Raw genomic sequence first — 16,038 nt, 5'->3', positions numbered from 1 at the left:
ACGGCTCGCTGCGAAGGGACTTGAGAGGCGATTGCGGGGAATTTATTGAACGTCCTCAGGCACATGATGGGGATGTGGAGGGTCGATTCACGCCTCGCCCGAATCGGCGTTTTTGCGTGAAGAGCGTGTGCACGCCGTGTTGCAATCGTCGGTATGGCGTTTGCTTGCGGCGTCCTCGGACCGCGAGGAAAAATGTTCCGATTGCTCCCTGCACGGTGATCTCCCAGCGCGCGGCGCTGGGCCAGGAATGCGATCGCAGTCACATGGTGGCGTCAGCGCCATCGCCGAGGCGGAGCAGCCGCCGCCTTGGCGCATTCATGCAATGGGACGTCACCCTCAACGCAACGCGTTGGCCGCACAGCGGCGATCGCGGACGTGATGCAGCATGACGGCGCGTCCACAGTGGGACGCGCGCGCGACGACGCAGTGGCGAGGGCCGCCCGGCACCCAGCAAGCGGCGCGGCCTTCGTCAGGATCCGGTGGTGAGCCGCCGCAGGTACGGCATCGCGCCCCGCAGCAGCAGGCGCCTGCAGCGACTGGATGCGTCACCGGCAGCGGCACGTTGCCGTGCCGGCTTTCGACAGTGGACGGCGCGCATGCGCCGCCCACTCTGGCGCACGCGCCCTGTGGTTCAGAACTCCTGCCAGTCCGTGTCCAGCGCCACCGCCGCAGCCGCAGCCGGCTGCGCCGCGCGCTGCACCGGCGCGGGCTTGGCTGCGGTGGGACGAGCGCTGGGCTTGGCGGCAGACGGCGCGGTGGCGAGGTGCCGCGGCGCCTGCGCCACCGGCGTGGCCGCGGATGCGTCCAGCTTGAACAGCGCCACCGCCTGGCTCAGCTCCACCGCCTGCTGCTCCATCGAGCGCGCCGCCGCACTGGCCTCTTCCACCAGCGCCGCGTTCTGCTGGGTGGTCTCGTCCATCTGCGTCACGGTCTGGTTGACCTGCTCGATGCCGGCCGACTGTTCCTGCGAGGCCGCGGAGATCTCGCCCATGATGTCGGTGACGCGCTGCACCGAGCTCACGATCTCGTCCATGGTCTTGCCGGCCTGGTCGACCAGGGCCGAGCCTTCGGCGACGCGGCTGACCGAGTCGTCGATCAGGCTCTTGATCTCCTTGGCGGCGCTGGCCGAGCGCTGCGCCAGCGTACGCACCTCGCTGGCGACTACCGCGAAACCACGGCCCTGGTCGCCGGCGCGCGCGGCTTCCACCGCGGCATTGAGCGCGAGGATGTTGGTCTGGAAGGCGATGCCGTCGATGACGCCGATGATGTCGGCGATCTTCTTGGAGGCCGCCTCGATGCCGTCCATGGTGGTCACCACCTGGCCGACCACGCTACCGCCCTGCGAAGCGACCGAGGCCGCGCCCGCCGCCAGCTGGTTGGCCTGGCGCGCATGTTCGGCGTTCTGCCGCACGGTGGAGGTCAGCTCCTCCATCGAAGCCGCGGTCTCTTCCAGGCTGGCGGCCTGCTGCTCGGTGCGGCGCGACAGGTCGTCGTTGCCGGCGGCGATCTCGCTGGCCGCGGCGTTGATCGATGCCGCCGAATGCTTGATGCGGCCGACGATGCCGGCCAACTGTTCGGCCGTGGCGTTGGCGTCGTCGCGCATCTGCGCGAACACGCCGCGGAAACCGCCGTGCATGCGCGCGGTCAGGTCGCCCGCGGCGATCGCCTGCAGCAGCGTCGACAGCGCCTGCAGGTTGCCGTCGGCGGTGGCCATCAGCTGGTTGAGGCTCTCCACCATGACCCGGAAGTCGTACTGGAAGCGCTCGGCGTCGCCACGCGCACTGAAGTCGCCGTCGGCGGCGGAGGTCGCCAACTGCTTGATCTGCCCGTTCATCGCCGAGAGATTGGCCTTGACCTCGTCCATGGTCTGGGTCAGCACCGCTTCCTCGCCGGGCAGGCGGTCCATGTCCTGCGACAGGTCGCCGATCGCGTAGCGGCCCATGATCTGCGCCAGGCGCGTCTTCACCGCCAGGTGCGAGGCCACCAGCGCATTCGTCTCGGCGGCCATGCGCCCGTAATCGCCCGGGAAGGCCTGCGCGGCGATGCGGTGGCTGACTTCGCCGGCATCATGACGCTTGGCCATCTCCAGCTGCGCGCCGATCAGGTTGCGCACCTGCTGCTGCATGCCCTGCATCGCGACCAGCAGGCGTCCGGTCTCGTCGCGGGCGTCGGTGCGCACGTCGTTGTCGAGCTTGCCGCTGGCGATGGCCTCGGCGGCACGGGTGGCGCGGGTCAGCGGCTGGGTCAGGCTGCGGGTGATCAGCCAGGCCAGCAGGCCGCTGACGAGCACCACGATGGCGCCACCGGAGAGCAAGAGCGCACGGCCGCGATCCATCGCCGCCTCGGCGGTCGCATAGGCCTTGGCCCCCTGCTCGCGCTGCCGGTTCGCATAGACGTTGAGCGCCTCCTGCCATTTCTCGGTGGCCGGCGCGGCCTGGGTCGTCAGCACCTTCAGCGCCTCGGCATCCTTGTCCTGCATGCCCAGATCCAGCACCTTCTGGTTGACAACACGCGTCCCCGCGTAGGCATCGTCGATCGCCTTGCGCATCTGTACGCCGACTTGGCTGGTATTGGGAATCGCGTAGAGCTTGTCGTGGACCTCGCCGTAGTAACGTCGCTGCTGGTCGATGACCCTGGCGAAACCCTCGTTCTCTTCATGCGTGGTCGGCAGCACGAGGTTGCGCAGATTGATCGCGATCAGCGAGCTGGCGTAGCGCATCTCGGCGGTGTGATCGAGGATCTGCATGCGCTGATTGACGATGGTATTCATCATGTCGCGTGACTGTTTCAGGGTCAGCAGGCCGGCGCCGACGAGGGCGCAGGACAACAGGATGAGGACACCGAAGGCGCAGGCAAGCCGCGTCCCGACATTGTAGCGTTGCAGGAAACCGATCATGGGGAGGTACCAAGTGAGGAGGGGGGGGAGTCCCCACGTCACGACCTGGGATCACGCACGACACCGCCCGGCGAAACGCCTGGACGCGATGCGACGGAGAAGAAGACGAAGACACTTCCAGCACCGACCGCATCGGGGATGTCACGTGCGGGGACTCGCTTTAGGTAGCGGCGGCCGCGCGTGATTCTTGATGCGTAACTACGCACAATTTTTGAACTTCCTCAGCGTCGTGATACTGGTATGCATGGCCCCGCGCGCACGCCCCGGATTTCGCCAGACCACGTCAAATCCATGTGAAACAACGACAGAATTGGCACCTCCGGGGTGCGAACGCAGTCGCGTTGCGCACCAATCCGGGGCTTTTGGCCGTGCGCGCAAAATGTTGCAAACGGCATACATTTCGCGACAGATTTATGACGCACCCAACAACGGCCTCCGCGCCGCCGCGCGCGGAGGCCGGGTGTTTCACTCGGCCAGGTTGGTGCCGGCACCGGCGGTGGCGATGACCTTGGCCTTGACCTGCGCGGCGGGGATCGCCGTGTACAGATAGCCCAGTGGCTCCGGGTAGGTCTTGGACGAAATCCAGGTCGTCGCGTTGGCGTAGGGCTTGCTGGTGCTCTCCGGCACCGTCCAGGTGATGCCGCCGCCGACGTAGTTGTTGATCAGGTCCCAGTAGCCGATCTCGCTACTGTCGCGCGAGGTGACCGGGTTCTTGATGTTCTCGAGGTAGTTGGCCTCGATCAGCGCCACCCCGCCCATGCGCACGTTGATGCCGGAAGTGAAGACGTTGTTGAAGTAGTTGTTGTAGATGTGGCTCAAGCCGCGCCGTTGCAGCGGCAGGCGCGATTCCACGTTCTCGAAGCGGTTGTGGTGGTAGGTGGTGCGCGCGGCGGCGTTCTGGGTGTCGCTGTCGCTGTAGCCGTTGAGCGCGACCTTCTGGTAGTCGTGGATGTAGTTGTAGGACACGGTGACGTGGTTGACGCCCTTCTTCATGTCGATGCCGCCGTCGAAGGAGGCGTCGCCGGCGCCGGGACACTTGGTCAGCGAGGCGAAGATGGTGTTGTGGTCCACCCAGATGTTGGACGGCTGGCCGCTGGAATTGCCTTCCAGGGAAATCGAATCGGCATCTTCGCCGCCCGGCAGCAGGCCGAGGGTCATGTTGCGGATGATGACGTTGTGCGCATTGCCGACCACGCGCACACCAAAGTTCGCCGAGGAGCCGTTGGCACCCTTGATGGTGATGTCGCGCTTGTTCTTGATCTGCACGGTCTTGGCCGGCAGCTTCCATTGCGTGCACACGTCGGTGATGCTGGCGAAGTTGAAGCTGCCGGTGTAGTTGAGCACCAGGCCGCCTGAGCCGGCGTAGTTGTCGATCACCGCCTGCATCGCCTCCATCGTGGCGACGTTGACCGGGATGGCATTGCCGCCGCCGGTGGTATTGGCCCCGTAACCGACCGGACCGGCGAAGGCCGGAGCGGCGCCTACGGCCAACGCGAGCGCCAGTGCGCCTGTTCGGAATTGCTGCTGCATGCGGTGTCTCCCAGTTGTCGCGATGAGTGCAGGCCGCATGGCATCGCGCATGCGCCGGCACGGGGGCGTGGGGGCCGGCGCATTCTTCGAATGCGCGCGGCGGCCCGCGCAATCGCCGCGACGCCGAACTGGAATCCCGCACTCCGTTCGCCGCACAGGACAGGACAAGCGGACACGCACGGTCCGCAGGAGACAGCCAGCGACAGGCGGGGACAAGCAAGCCACGCGCGTGCCGCGGTGGGCGCAGGCAGCCGGCAATGACGGCGAACGCACGCGCATCGCACGCATCGGCATCGACGCCGGTGCACTGCATCGGGACAAGCGCGCACTGGCGGCGCGCAACGGCAAATGTTGCGGCCGCAGCACGTTTGCGCGGGCCATCCGACGCCGACGACGGCGCGGATGGCCACGGCGCGATCAGCTCACCGTATCGAGGCGGTTGTCGCTGCGGTCGGCGTCGGGCAGCACATGATCCGGATCCAGGGTCACGTGCAGCACCTTCTGCGTGCTGGGCACGCGGATCTGCGGCTGGGTCTGCTGCATCCAGGTCTCCACCGGCACGCGCTGGTCCAGGTGGCTGCCGTCGGCGAAGTCGATGCGCAGGGTCGCCGGCATCACCAGCTTCTGGCGGCTGCGCAGGGTCACCAGCAGGCCCTTGGCCGGGTCGTGGTCGACGTAGGCCGCCGCGCGCACGCCCATGTCCAGCTGCCAGTTGTTGAAGTACCAGCCGCGCCACCACCAGCTCAGGTCCTCGCCAGCCTCGCTCTCCATCAACCGGAAGAAGTCCGACGGCGTCGGGTGCTTGTAGGCCCAGGTGGCGATGTACTTGCGGAACGCCGGATCGAAGCGCGCCGGCCCGAGGATCTGTTCGCGCAGCAGCACCAGGCCCAGCGCGCCCTTGAAGTAGGTCAGCGGATGCCGGTAGGTCTCGCTGGTGGCGTCGGCGCGATCGAGCAGGGTCGGCGCTTGCGCGTCGGCCAGCAGCGGCAGGATCTCGTCCACCGGGTTGCCGCCGCCGGGCGCGTATTCGCCGTCGCGCTTGGGTGCGAATTCGCCGTGGTTGATCGCGTCGGAGGCGTAGACGTCGATGAAGGTGTTGAAGCCCTCGTCCATGAAGGCATGGCGGCGCTCGTTGGAGCCGACGATCATCGGGAACCAGCCGTGGCCCAGTTCGTGCGCGGTGATCCAGAACAGTTGCTTGCCGCCGTCCTCCATGTCGTCGAAGACGATGCCCGGATACTCCATGCCGGCGCCGTGGCCGCCCAGGTTCACCGCCGCCGGCCACGGGTACGGATACCACTGCGAGAAGTGCTCGATCGACGCTTTCACAAACTCGGTGGAGCGGCCCCACTTGTCGGTGCCGACCGCGCTGCGCGGATACACCGACATCGCCAGCGCATGCTTGCCCTCGGGCAGGTTGATCCGCGCCGCATCCCAGACGAAGGCCGGCGAGGCGGCGAAGGCCACGTCGCGGGTATGGTCCATGTGGAAGCGCCAGGTCTGGGTGCCGCTGGCGCTGGGCCGGCTGTCCGGCTTGCCCACTTCATCGGCGCCGCGGATGGTCACCGTCGTGTCGCTGGCAGCCGCCTGCGCCAGGCGCTGGCGCTGGGTGGCGGTGAGCACCTGCGCCGGATTCACCAGTTCGCCGGAACCGGCGACCAGGTAGTTCCACGGCACCGTCACCGCATAGTCGAAATCGCCGTACTCCAGGTAGAACTCCGCCCCCAGGTAGGGCTGCGTGTCCCAGCCGCGCAGGTCGTCGTACACCGCCATGCGCGGATACCACTGCGCGACCTCGTAGATGTCGCCGTCGGCGGTGGGCGTGACCGCGGTGCGCCCGCCCCAGGTGCCGGGGACGGTGTAGGCGTAGTCGATGTGCAGCTTCAGCGCCTTGCCACTGGCCAGCGGCTGCGGCAGGTCCACGCGCATGCGCGTGTCGTCGATCAGGAAGGTGGCCGGCACGCGCTTGCCGCCCTGCTCCAGTTCCACCCTGGCGATGCGGTAGCCGTCGGTGCTCTGCGGCGCGGGCCGGTCGGCACGCGCCGCACGCAAGGTGCGGGCACGCGCGTCGGCGCGGTACAGGTTCTGGTCCAACTGTAGCCACAGCACGTCCAGCGTGTCCGGGCTGCGGTTGCTGTAGGTGATGGTCTCCTGGCCGCGCAGCGTGTGCGTGGCCGGCTCCAGGGTGGCGTGCAGGTCGTAGTCGGCGCGGTTCTGCCAGTACTGCGGGCCGGGCACGCCGCCGCCGCTGCGGTAGGCGTTGGCCGGCTGCGGCAGTTGCAGCGGTGCGAACAGCGCCTGCGGATCGTAGCCGCCTGGGCGGTCCGCGGCGTTGGTGGCGGTGGCGATGCCGGCCTGGGCGGCGGCGGCAAGCGGGAGGCAGGCCGCGGCGAACGCAGCGCGGCGCAGAACAGGGATCATGGTGGCGTCCGTGGGGAGGATCGCCGCCGATGGTAGGCCGAATCGGGAGGGCGCGGATGTGCCGATCGCCATCTTCAGCAACGGATGTCTGGCAAGACGGGGGAGGAGCGGCTTCAGCCGCGACAGGCATTCCCAGTAACGCCTGTCGCGGCTGAAGCCGCTCCTACGCCGGCGTGGCGCTACTCGCCGGGGCTCAGCCCAGCAAGGTCTCCAGCACCGCCATGCGCACCGCCACGCCGTTGGCGACCTGGCGCAGGATGCACGACTGCGCGCCGTCGGCGACCTCGTCGGTGATCTCCACGCCGCGGTTGATCGGGCCCGGATGCAGCACCACCGCATCCTTCGACGCGCGGCGCAGGCGCTCGGCGGTGAGGCCGTACTGGCCGTGGTAATCCTCCAGCGAGGTCACCAGGCCTTCCTCCATGCGCTCGCGCTGCAGGCGCAGCATCATCACCGCGTCCACGCCGTCGAGCATGGCGTCGAAATCCTCGCCGACCACGCAGCCGTCCAGGGTGCCGTCGTCGGGCAGCAGCGCGCGCGGGCCGCACACCCGCACTTCGCCGGCGCCGAGGGTGCGCAGCGCGTGCAGGTCCGAGCGCGCCACCCGCGAGTGCTTGACGTCGCCGACGATGACCAGCTTGAGCTTGGAGAAATCACCACCCTTGGCGTGGCGCAGGGTCAGCATGTCGAGCAGGCCCTGGGTGGGATGCGCGCTGCGGCCGTCGCCGGCGTTGATCAGCGCGGTGCCCTCGCCCGCGGCTTCGGCCAGGCGCTCCACCGCGCCGTCCTCCGGATGGCGCACGATGAAACCGCGCACCCCCATCGCTTCCAGATTCTTCAGCGTGTCGCGCGCGGTCTCGCCCTTGCGCGTGGACGAGGTGGAGGCATCGAAGTTCAGCACGTCGGCGCCGAGCCGCTGCGCGGCCAGGTGGAACGAGCTGCGGGTGCGCGTGGACGGTTCGAAGAACAGCGTGCACACCGCGGTGCCGGCCAGTACGTTGCGCTTGCCGACCCGGCCCACCGCCGCGTCGCGGATCTGCCCGGCGCGGTCCAGCAGTTGCAGCAGGGTCGCGCGCGGCAACCCTTCCAGGGTCAGCAGGTGGCGCAGGCGCCCGTTCGAATCGAGTTGCGGATCAGTCATGGCGGGTCCGGGCTGGGGATCAGGAAAGGGGAATGGCGTCGTCGGGCGCGGCCAGCCAGCGCTCGACGATCACCGCGGCGGCCACCGCGTCCAGCGCGGCGGCATCGCGGCGGCGCTTGCGGCCGGCGGCACGGTCCACCGCGAAGCGTTGCGCGGCCTCGACCGAGCTGGAGCGTTCGTCGACCAGCACCACCGGCAGGCGGTAGCGCGCGCCGAGCTCGCGGGCGAAGGCATGCGCGCGCTTGCGGTTGGGCTGGTCGGCACCGTCGAGGGTAAGCGGATCGCCGACCACCAGGCCGTGTGGCCGCCATTCGGCGTGCAGGCGGTCCAGCGCCGGCCAGTCCGGCCCCTGCGCGTGCACGTCGATCACCGCCAGCGCGCGCGCGCCGGTGCCGAACGGGCTGCCGACGGCCACGCCGATGCGGCGGTGGCCGACGTCGAAGCCGAGCACGGTGCCGTCGCGGCGGATCGTCGCGGGCGTGGCGCTGGCGGGCGCGGGCGCGCCGGACTCAGGCAGGCCGGACTCAGGCATGCCCGCTGTAATCGGTGAGGCGGAACAGGTCCACGCCGATGCGCCCGGCGGCGGTCTGCCAGCGTCGCTCCAGCGGCAGCTCGAACAGCAGCTCGGCATCGGCGGGGGCGGTCAGCCAGCTGTTCTCGCTCAATTCGTATTCCAGTTGGCCGGCGCCCCAGCCGGCGCAGCCCAGCGCGACCACCGCGTTGCGCGGCCCCTCGCCACGCGCCATCGCCTCGAGCACGTCGCGCGAGGTGGTCAGGAACAGGCCGTCGCCGAACGCCAGGCTGGAATCCCAGCCGTGCGCGCCATCGTGGATGACGAAGCCGCGCTCCGGATGCACTGGCCCGCCGCTGAGCACCACCTGCTCGCGCAGCGCGGCATCGATGGTGTCGATGCCCATCTGCTCCAGCACTTCGCCCAGGGTGTATTCGGAGGCGCGGTTGACCACCACGCCCATCGCGCCGTTCTCGTCGTGCTGGCAGATCAGCGCCACGCTGCGGGCGAAGTTGGGATCGGACAGCGCCGGCAGCGCGATCAGCAGTTGGTTGGCCAGAGGCGTGGGCAAAGCGGACATGGCCCCATTCTATCGTCCCTCCCGCGTGCGCGCTGCCCGGGCTGCGGCGGGCTGCCATAATCCGCCCGATCGCGGCCTCGACCGGCCGCCCAGGAGCACGCACGCATGGACACGCCCCCCGACCTGCCACGCCAGACCCGCGCCTTCATCGTCCTGGTGGCCCTGCTGCAGGGCGCACTGCTGTACCTGGCGCAGCGCGGCGCCGAGAGCGGCCTGTGGCCGTTCGGCTCGCTGGGCGGACGGGTGTGCTGGTACACCCTGGTGCTGACCGTGCCGACCATGACCCTGCTGTCGGTGCGGCACCTGGGCGCGCTGCGTCTGTGGCAGCACACCATCGCGGTGGCGGTGCTGGTGGCCGCCCTGTCCGCCTGGGCCGTCTGGAACGCCACCGGCGCCCCCGGCCTGCGCGCCAGCGAGGTGCTGGGCCCGTTCGGCGCGACCGTGGCGCTGGCGATGTTCGTGCTGCTGCCCTGGCTGCAATGCCGGCTCCAGCACGGGCGCTGGCAGGCGCCGTACCGCGACCTGTTCGAGCATGCCTGGCAGAACGCGCTGACCCTGGCGCTGGCGCTGCTGTTCGTCGGCATCTGCTGGCTGGTGCTGTGGCTGTGGGGCGCGCTGTTCGCGCTGGTCAAGCTGACCCTGTTCCGCGACCTGTTCCGGCAGACCGCCTTCGTCTACCTGGCCACCGGCACCATGTTCGGCCTGGGCCTGCTGATCGGCCGCACCCAGCAGCGCGCGGTGCAGGTGCTGCGGCAGATCCTGTTCGCGATCTGCACCGGGCTGCTGCCGCTGCTGGCGTTCGTGGCGGTGCTGTTCGCCCTGAGCCTGCCGTTCACCGGCCTGCAGCCGCTGTGGGAGACCCGCGCGGCGGCCAGCATCCTGATCGCGGTGGTGGTCACGCTGGTGGTCTTCGTCAACGCGGTGTACCAGGACCGCACCGCCGAGGCGCCCTACCCGGCCTGGCTGCAACGGGTGATCGACGCCGGGCTGCTGAGCCTGCCGCTGTACGCCGGGCTGGCGCTGTACGCGCTGTGGCTGCGCATCGATCAGTACGGCTGGAGCGCCGAACGCTTTGCCGGCGTGCTGGTGGCGGTGGTCGCCTGCGGCTACGCATGCGGCTATGCCTGGGCGGTGCTGCGGCCGGGCGCGCGCTGGCTGCAGCCGCTGGCGCCGGTGAACCGGGTGCTGTCGTGGGTGGTGATCGGCCTGGCGCTGGCGGCCAGCTCGCCGCTGCTGGACCCCTACCGCATCGTCGTCGGCGATCAGATGCAGCGCCTGGCCGACGGCCGCACCAGCGCGGCGCACCTGGACCTGGCCTACCTGCGCTTCGACAGCGGCCGCCGCGGCTACCGCGCGGTACAGGCGCTGCGCGAGGTGCCCGCCTTCGCCGACGACCCGGTGCAGCGCGAACGCCTGCAACGCATGCTGCAGCGGCAGCAGCGCTGGGGTGGCGACACCAACGATGCGCCGCGCAGCACCGATCCGCTGCAGGTGCGCCAGCGCATCGTGCTGGCCGCCGCCAGCGCCGACCCCGACGCCGCCTGGTGGCAGGCGCTGCTGGCCGGGCGCATCGAGGACGCCAACTGCCGGCGCGAGGGCGCGCAGTGCGTGGTCCTGCGCCGCGACCTGGACGGCGATGGCCACGACGACGTGCTGCTGTGCAATGCCAGCGTCGGCTACGGCGTCGAATGCCGCATCCACACCGACGTGGGCAGTGGCTGGCGCGACGTGGCGCGCACGCATTTCTTCCCGCGTCGCGGCGACAACGCCGAAGCGCTGTACCAGGCGCTGCGCGACGGCAAGCTGCAGTTGCTGCCGCGGCGCTGGCCCGACCTGCAGCTGCCGGGAACCCGGCGGACCGAGGTGTACGCCGCCGACCCCAACGACCAGACCGACTGACGGACACCCACCGCATGAGCAGCTATTGCGATATCGCCCCCGGGCACCCGGTGCATGGCCACTATCACGACCACGAGTACGGCGTCCCGCAACGCGCCGAAGCCGACCTGTTCGAGCGGCTGGTGCTGGAGATCAACCAGGCCGGGCTGAGCTGGGAGCTGATGCTGAAGAAACGTGCCGGGTTCCGCGCCGCCTACGCCGGGTTCGACGTGGACACGGTGGCGGCCTTCGGCGAGGCCGACGTGCAGCGCCTGCTCGGCGACGCCGGCATCATCCGCAACCGGCTCAAGGTGCAGGCGGCGATCCACAACGCGCAGGTGATCCAGCGCCTGCGCGCCAGCCACGGCAGCTTCGCCGCCTGGCTGGACGCGCAGCACCCGCGCAGCAAGGCCGAGTGGATCAAGCTGTTCAAGCGCACCTTCCGCTTCACCGGCGGCGAGATCACCGGCGAGTTCCTGATGAGCCTGGGCTACCTGCCCGGCGCGCACCGCGAGGACTGCCCGGCGTTCGCGCGCATCGCGCAGCTGGATCCGCCATGGATGCGCGCTGGCTGAGCCCGCTGCGCGAGGCCCGGCACGACACCGCCTTGCCGCCGCCTGCACGGGCGCTGCACGAGGCCGCCGGCATGGTCGGTGCATGGCTTTGCGCATCGGCATTTCCGGCTGGCGCTACCCCCGCTGGCGCGGCGTCTTCTACCCGTCCGAGCTGACCCAGCGACGGGAGCTGGAGTACGCCGCGCATTGCTTCCGCTCGGTGGAACTCAACGGCTCGTTCTATTCGCTGCAGACCCCGAAGAGCTACGCCGCCTGGCATGACGCCACGCCGCGCGGCTTCGTGTTCGCGGTCAAGGGGCCGCGCTTCGTCACCCACCTGAAGCGGCTGCGCGACTGCGAGCAGCCGCTGGCCAACTTCTTCGCCTCCGGCCTGCTCGCGCTGGGGCCCAAGCTGGGGCCGCTGCTGTGGCAGTTGCCGCCGTCGCTGGCCTTCGACCACGACCTGCTGGACGCCTTCCTTTCGCTGCTGCCGCGCACCAGCGAGGCCGCCCTGGCGCTGGCGCGCAAACGCGACACTGCGCGCATGCGCGAGCGCAGCGTGCTGCGGATCGACCGCAACCGGCGCCTGCGCCATGCGCTGGAAGTGCGCCACCCCAGCTTCGCCACGCCGGAGGCAGTGGCCTTGCTGCGCAAGCACCGCGTGGCGCTGGTGCAGGCCGACACCGCCGGCAAGTGGCCGTACCTGGAAGACGTGACCGCCGACTTTTTGTACCTGCGCCTGCACGGCGATGCGCAGCTGTACGCCAGCGGCTACGACGACAAGGCGCTCGACGCCTGGGCCAAGCGCATCGACGCCTGGCACCGGGGCAGCGAGCCGGCCGACGCGCAGCGGGTCGGCCCACGCGCCCCGGCTCGGGCGCGGCGCGACGTGTACTGCTATTTCGACAACGACATGAAGGTGCACGCGCCGTTCGACGCGCGGCGCCTGGCGCAACGGCTGGGCGTGCCGACGCCGTGCCTGGCGCGCGGCGACAGCAACAGCGAGGATTGAGCGGCCCGCTGTGCCGGAACTACGCGTCACACCAGGGCGCTGTCCCACCGCTGTCCCGTAGGAGCGGCTTCAGCCGCGACGCGGCGGTACCGGCCATGCCCGTCGCGGCTGAAGCCGCTCCTGCGCACTGCCTTTCGTCGTGATGAAAGGATCGCGGACGTCACGCCTGCGCGTGCCTGCCTCTCCCATCGTGCTCAAAGACGCGCTGTCGACGCACTGGGGCGGGCCAGGCGCCTTGCCCCAGCGCAACCGCATCACCCCGCCAGCCGCGCCTGCCAGAACGGCGCCTGCGCCCAGCGCCGCTCGCGCGCATACAAGGCCCCGCGTTCGCGCAGGTAGGCGCGGAAGCGCGCGAACACGCCGTCCTGGTACGCCGCCAGCAGTGCCGGGCCAGCACCTTGCAGATGCGCTGCCAGCGCGCGCGCGGCCGCCTCGCCGTCCTGCAAGGCCTTGACGATGCCGTGGGCGGTCAGCGGATCGTAGGCGCTGGCCGCGTCGCCCACCGCCAGCCAGTCCTCACCCACCACGCGGCTGAGAATCGCCGACGGCCCCAGCGCCGCGATCAGGCCATCGGCCTCGGGCGCACGTGCCTGGCCCTGCGCCAACCATTGCGCAACGTGCCGGGTCTGGTGCGCCGCCGCCAGCCACGCGTCGCGGTCCAGGAAGTGCCGTTGCCGGCGCGGCTCCAGCGCCAGGGCCAGCATCAGGCGCTGGTCCGGCAATTTCGCCGCATACCACCAGCCGTCGGCGCAGGCCTCCAGCAAGGCCTGCGAGGGAATCGCCTCGGCCTGCTCCAGCGCGAACACGCCGGCGACGAAGGCCAGGCAGTCCACCTCGTTGCGGGCAACGCCCAACCGCCGCACGGCTGCGGCGGCGATGCCGCTGGCATCCACCAGGAACCCGGCGCGCAGCCGGCGCACGTCGCCCTGCGCGCCGTGCAGCTCCAGCACGTGATCGCCATCGGCGGCGCGGCCAACCGCGCCCAGGCGCAAGCCGCGCAGCAGCGTGCCGCCCTGCGCCGGCACCGCCGCGGCCAGCATCGCATCGAAGGCGGCGCGGTCCACGTGCCAGCCCTTGCCCTGGCCGGCGACGATGAAATCGTTGTAGCCCAGCTCCGGCCGGCCCCAACTGGCGCAGCTGCCGGCCGAAGCCAGCGGCCGCTGCGCCAGGAACGCCTCCCACACGCCCAGCCGCTGCAGCGCCGCGCTGGCGGTCGGCGCCAGCGCCTCGCCCAGCCGCCAGCCCGCAGCGCGGCCCATGTCCACCACCACCACGTCCTCGACCCCGCGCGCGGCCAGCGCCAGCGCGGTGGCGCAGCCGGCGGCGCCGCCGCCGACGATGGCGACGGCGCAGCGGTCGTCCGAGGTCAGCGCAGCCGCCGGCTCAGGCAAGGCCATCGCTGTCGGCGCGCGCCTTGGCCGATCCCGGCGAATAGGCCGGAATGTTCGCCATCGGCCACGGGGCGACGAACTCCTGTCCCACCTCGAACTCGCTGGCCACTTCCAGGAACAGGTCGGGCGGGTACGGCGGCAGCCCCGTCGCCTGCGGGATCTGCGCGCCGCTGATGATGAAGCCGACCTTGGCCCAGTTGGCCACGAAGTCCTCGTACTCCTGGAAGCGGCCGGCCTGCGCCGGGTAGTCGGTATCGGTGCCGTTGCCGCGTACCGAATACACCTGCTGCCTCACGTACCACGTCTGCTCCTGCTCGTCGAACTGGCACAACTCCAGCGGGTAGACCGCGAATGGCCGCTCCGCCGGCCACGACCAGAACAGGGTGTTGTTCGGATTGACCGTCTGCTGCCCGGGATTGGGATCGGGCAGATGGGTGGCGCAGGAGTTGTAGTCGGTGTGCCAGGGTACCGACATGAACTTGGACAGATCGCCCGGCTCCACCGGATGCGTTTGCAACGGCACATAGCCGAAGCTCAGGAACGCGCTGTCCTTGCTCGCCTTGCTGTAGTCCAGCGGCGCCTGGCTGATGCGGAACGGGCCACAGTCCTTGGCCTGCCAGTCCTGCACATAGAGATTGACGTCGCGGATCGGGAACGACACCTCGATGCCCGGGCTGTAGCGGCCGCCCAGGCAGTTCTGCAGGGTGACCCGGTCCAGTGCTTCGCCCGGCCCCAGCGTCGGCGCGCCCACCTGCACGTAGTTGTTGCCGTGCCACTGGCTCAGCAGGAAGTACTGGGTGGAACTGACGCTGAGGAAGCTCTTCTGCGCATCGCCCAGCGACAGCGGCATCATTGGCGAGCCGGTCTCGGTGTCCGCGGCGGAAGCCGGATCGCGGATCAGCGTCTTCAGGTTGGGAATCTTGGCGCTCGGGTCGTCGGTCGGCAGGATCTGCCCGATCGTGTCGTGGCCCTTGACCGCCCCCGACGGCAGGTTGGTGTTCCAGCGCTGCAGCATCGCCGCGTGGAAGATCGGCTGGATGTCGTCGCTGAAGGACGGCTTATAGGTCGGCAGGAACCCGCCGTTGGCGTACAGCGACGGCACCAGGCCCAGTGTACGTACCCACACGTCGTAGACGTCGTCCCAGGTGGACACCACGTTGCGGGTCTGCGGCGCATAGCCCGGATCGCCGGTGACGTACCACGCGCCCTGCACGCTGGCGGTGCTGCCGTCGGTGAAGAGCAACACGGCATTGACCGGGCCATCGGCGGCATCGTCGTACCACAGGCCGTTCTCGGTCGGGTCGCCCAACTCCGGATACTTGCCATCGGCCCCGATCACCGCCGAGGTCCGGGCGAAGCCGCCGGCGACGATCAGTGCGCCGTTGGCCTCCACGCGCATGTCGCCCAACGAATCGAGCTTGCCGAGCGGTTCGTGCAGCGTATGGAACATCGAGGGGAAGCTGACCGGATAGGCCGGCTGCTGCTGGATCGTGCCGCCGGCATCTGCGTAGCTGGCGGTGGTGGTCATGTCGAAGGCGACCGCGCTGCTGCCCGCGGCGGCGGCGCTGAGTGCGCGCGGGCCCGCATCGATCACCAACTGCCGCAACCGGGTCGGATCGTTGGGATCGGCCGGATTGGCCGCATCGGGATAGTTCGGGTTGCGCAGTTCCAGCAAGGCGGGCTCCTCGTAGGCACCGATGCCGCGGAACTGGCCGCCCTGGCTCACCGTCGAATAGTTATTGAGCTTCTTGTTGGCCAGGTGCACGGTCCAGACGATGTCCTTGACCGTCTTGCCGTCGATCGTGCTGCCCACGTCCACGCGCACACCGCCGCCGTTGGGATAGGTGCCGGAACTGCCGCTGGGGTAGGCGTAGATGTGGAAGCGCGCGGCCTGGCGCTTGACGTTGCCGTCGGCGTCGCGGAACTGCGCGGCGGTGATCGGCGTGGATTCGGTATCCGGCTGCACCGGCAGTCCGCCGAACAGGCCGTCGGCATCGCGGGTACCGGCCGCGGTGACCGGCGCGAGATAGAACTCCTGGCTGTCGCCGACGCGGCCGATGCCGATCGCCGGATGCACGCGAAACACGTTGCTGGTCATGGTGACTTGCTCCTGATCCGGGTGAG

The 16,038-nt window shown here is 69.8% G+C and carries 11 protein-coding genes; 3 read left to right on the top strand and 8 right to left on the bottom strand.

The genetic code is table 11. From position 1 onward, the window contains the following. Positions 1 to 631: 631 nt before the first annotated feature. From M3U25_RS00115 to M3U25_RS00090, 6 genes are all read right to left on the bottom strand, one after another. Positions 632 to 2,896, bottom strand: coding sequence for a methyl-accepting chemotaxis protein (locus tag M3U25_RS00115; protein ID WP_355496261.1), 2,265 nt, complete (start codon positions 2,894 to 2,896; stop codon positions 632 to 634). 465 nt (positions 2,897 to 3,361) lie between these two features. Continuing rightward, positions 3,362 to 4,426: a pectate lyase gene (locus M3U25_RS00110; protein WP_355496264.1), complete on the bottom strand. Its 1,065-nt coding sequence runs from the start codon at positions 4,424 to 4,426 to the stop codon at positions 3,362 to 3,364. A gap of 417 nt (positions 4,427 to 4,843) precedes the next feature. Continuing rightward, on the bottom strand, positions 4,844 to 6,847 hold the full coding sequence (locus M3U25_RS00105) for a M1 family metallopeptidase (protein WP_355496267.1): 2,004 nt from the start codon (positions 6,845 to 6,847) through the stop codon (positions 4,844 to 4,846). Positions 6,848 to 7,040: 193 nt separating this feature from the next. Then, positions 7,041 to 7,988, bottom strand: a complete 948-nt coding sequence (locus M3U25_RS00100; RefSeq protein ID WP_242159414.1) for an aspartate carbamoyltransferase catalytic subunit — start codon at positions 7,986 to 7,988, stop codon at positions 7,041 to 7,043. A 19-nt stretch (positions 7,989 to 8,007) separates the two neighbouring features. Next, positions 8,008 to 8,505, bottom strand: a complete 498-nt coding sequence (gene ruvX, locus M3U25_RS00095; protein WP_242159497.1) for a Holliday junction resolvase RuvX — start codon at positions 8,503 to 8,505, stop codon at positions 8,008 to 8,010. Between the two features lie 7 nt (positions 8,506 to 8,512). Beyond that, positions 8,513 to 9,079 (bottom strand): YqgE/AlgH family protein, encoded by a 567-nt coding sequence (locus tag M3U25_RS00090; protein ID WP_355496272.1) that lies wholly within the window; start codon positions 9,077 to 9,079, stop codon positions 8,513 to 8,515. Positions 9,080 to 9,184: 105 nt separating this feature from the next. On the opposite strand from M3U25_RS00090, the gene M3U25_RS00085 reads away from it, so the two are divergent. The 3 genes from M3U25_RS00085 (at position 9,185) to M3U25_RS00075 (ending at position 12,523) form a co-directional block, all read left to right on the top strand. Next, a complete protein-coding gene (locus M3U25_RS00085; protein ID WP_355496275.1) occupies positions 9,185 to 10,978 on the top strand; it encodes a DUF4153 domain-containing protein in 1,794 nt (597 codons plus the stop codon). A 14-nt stretch (positions 10,979 to 10,992) separates the two neighbouring features. Then, complete coding sequence (locus tag M3U25_RS00080) at positions 10,993 to 11,532, top strand: DNA-3-methyladenine glycosylase I (RefSeq protein ID WP_355496278.1); 540 nt, start codon at positions 10,993 to 10,995, stop codon at positions 11,530 to 11,532. 82 nt (positions 11,533 to 11,614) lie between these two features. After that, positions 11,615 to 12,523: a DUF72 domain-containing protein gene (locus M3U25_RS00075; RefSeq protein ID WP_355496281.1), complete on the top strand. Its 909-nt coding sequence runs from the start codon at positions 11,615 to 11,617 to the stop codon at positions 12,521 to 12,523. 254 nt (positions 12,524 to 12,777) lie between these two features. Here M3U25_RS00075 and M3U25_RS00070 read toward each other — a convergent pair whose 3' ends face one another. Then, the gene (locus M3U25_RS00070; protein ID WP_355496284.1) at positions 12,778 to 13,920 is read right to left on the bottom strand and encodes an FAD-dependent monooxygenase; all 1,143 of its coding nucleotides are present in this window, start codon (positions 13,918 to 13,920) and stop codon (positions 12,778 to 12,780) included. Next, on the bottom strand, positions 13,907 to 16,012 hold the full coding sequence (locus M3U25_RS00065; protein ID WP_355496287.1) for a LodA/GoxA family CTQ-dependent oxidase: 2,106 nt from the start codon (positions 16,010 to 16,012) through the stop codon (positions 13,907 to 13,909). The genes M3U25_RS00070 and M3U25_RS00065 overlap by 14 nt, the downstream gene beginning before the upstream one ends. Between the last annotated feature and the right edge of the window lie 26 nt (positions 16,013 to 16,038).

The organism is Xanthomonas sp. PPL134, from assembly GCF_040595915.1.
In the GTDB taxonomy this organism is placed as follows: Bacteria; Pseudomonadota; Gammaproteobacteria; order Xanthomonadales; family Xanthomonadaceae; genus Xanthomonas_A; species Xanthomonas_A indica.
Note: the sequence above shows the minus strand (reverse complement) of the source record. Positions and strands in the feature narration are given on the sequence as shown.

Coding starts and splice junctions, on each gene's coding strand:
- M3U25_RS00115 (WP_355496261.1), bottom strand. CDS start 2,896: ATGATCGGTTTCCTGCAACGCTACAATGTCGGGACGCGGCTTGCCTGC.
- M3U25_RS00110 (WP_355496264.1), bottom strand. CDS start 4,426: ATGCAGCAGCAATTCCGAACAGGCGCACTGGCGCTCGCGTTGGCCGTA.
- M3U25_RS00105 (WP_355496267.1), bottom strand. CDS start 6,847: ATGATCCCTGTTCTGCGCCGCGCTGCGTTCGCCGCGGCCTGCCTCCCG.
- M3U25_RS00100 (WP_242159414.1), bottom strand. CDS start 7,988: ATGACTGATCCGCAACTCGATTCGAACGGGCGCCTGCGCCACCTGCTG.
- M3U25_RS00090 (WP_355496272.1), bottom strand. CDS start 9,079: ATGTCCGCTTTGCCCACGCCTCTGGCCAACCAACTGCTGATCGCGCTG.
- M3U25_RS00085 (WP_355496275.1), top strand. CDS start 9,185: ATGGACACGCCCCCCGACCTGCCACGCCAGACCCGCGCCTTCATCGTC.
- M3U25_RS00080 (WP_355496278.1), top strand. CDS start 10,993: ATGAGCAGCTATTGCGATATCGCCCCCGGGCACCCGGTGCATGGCCAC.
- M3U25_RS00075 (WP_355496281.1), top strand. CDS start 11,615: ATGGCTTTGCGCATCGGCATTTCCGGCTGGCGCTACCCCCGCTGGCGC.
- M3U25_RS00070 (WP_355496284.1), bottom strand. CDS start 13,920: ATGGCCTTGCCTGAGCCGGCGGCTGCGCTGACCTCGGACGACCGCTGC.
- M3U25_RS00065 (WP_355496287.1), bottom strand. CDS start 16,012: ATGACCAGCAACGTGTTTCGCGTGCATCCGGCGATCGGCATCGGCCGC.